Annotated in this window: 1 pseudogene; it reads left to right on the top strand. The window is 81.2% G+C overall.

Annotated elements, in window-relative coordinates:
- Window positions 1-31: 31 nt before the first annotated feature.
- Window positions 32-681, top strand: a pseudogene (locus AAHZ94_RS34830) (hypothetical protein); the annotation flags it as partial.

Below are 681 nucleotides of genomic sequence, written 5' to 3'. Positions count from 1 at the left end.
GGTCGAATCGGCCGCGGCGCAGACCCGCCCCGTGACCGAGCCCGCCGACGAGGCCGGGCCGCGCCGTACCCGCCGCCGTGCCGTACGCCGGGCGACCAGCGACGTCGAGCCGCAGGAGAACGCGCCCCAGCAGGCGCCCCAGCAGGTAGAGGCGGCGCAGCCGCCGGTGGCCGAGCAGGCCCAGGCCCCGCGCCGGGCCCGGCAGCGCGCGCAGCAGGAGACCGCGGCCCCCACCGCGAACGCCCCGCGCCAGACCGAGCCGCAGCCGGCCGAGACCGCCGGCGCCGCGTCCGGCGCCGCCATCGGCGCCACCCAGGAGCCGGTGCGCGGCCGGCGGCGTGCGGTGCGCCCGCCGACCGCGATGTTCCAGGCCCCGGTCTTCACCGAGCCGATGTTCCAGACGCCCGAGACGGCCGCCGCCGCAGCGGCTGCGGCCGAGGGGCGCAGCGAGCCGTACGAGGACGACGAGCCCGCCGCCGCCGAGCAGGCCACCAGCAGCCGTCGCCGGCGCCGCCGGCGGGCCGTGGCGGAGAGCGAGCCGGTCGCCGAGACCGCCGCCCCGCAGACCGCCGAAGCACCGGCTGAGCCCGAGCCCGCCGCGCAGGTGGCCGAGGACGTCGCGGAGCCCGAGCACGAGGCCGACACGGCCGAAGCCGCGGACGAGGACGGCGGCGACCGCCC

It is taken from the genome of Streptomyces sp. HSW2009, assembly GCF_040240285.1.
Classification (GTDB): Bacteria; Actinomycetota; Actinomycetes; order Streptomycetales; family Streptomycetaceae; genus Streptomyces.
Note: the sequence above shows the minus strand (reverse complement) of the source record. Positions and strands in the feature narration are given on the sequence as shown.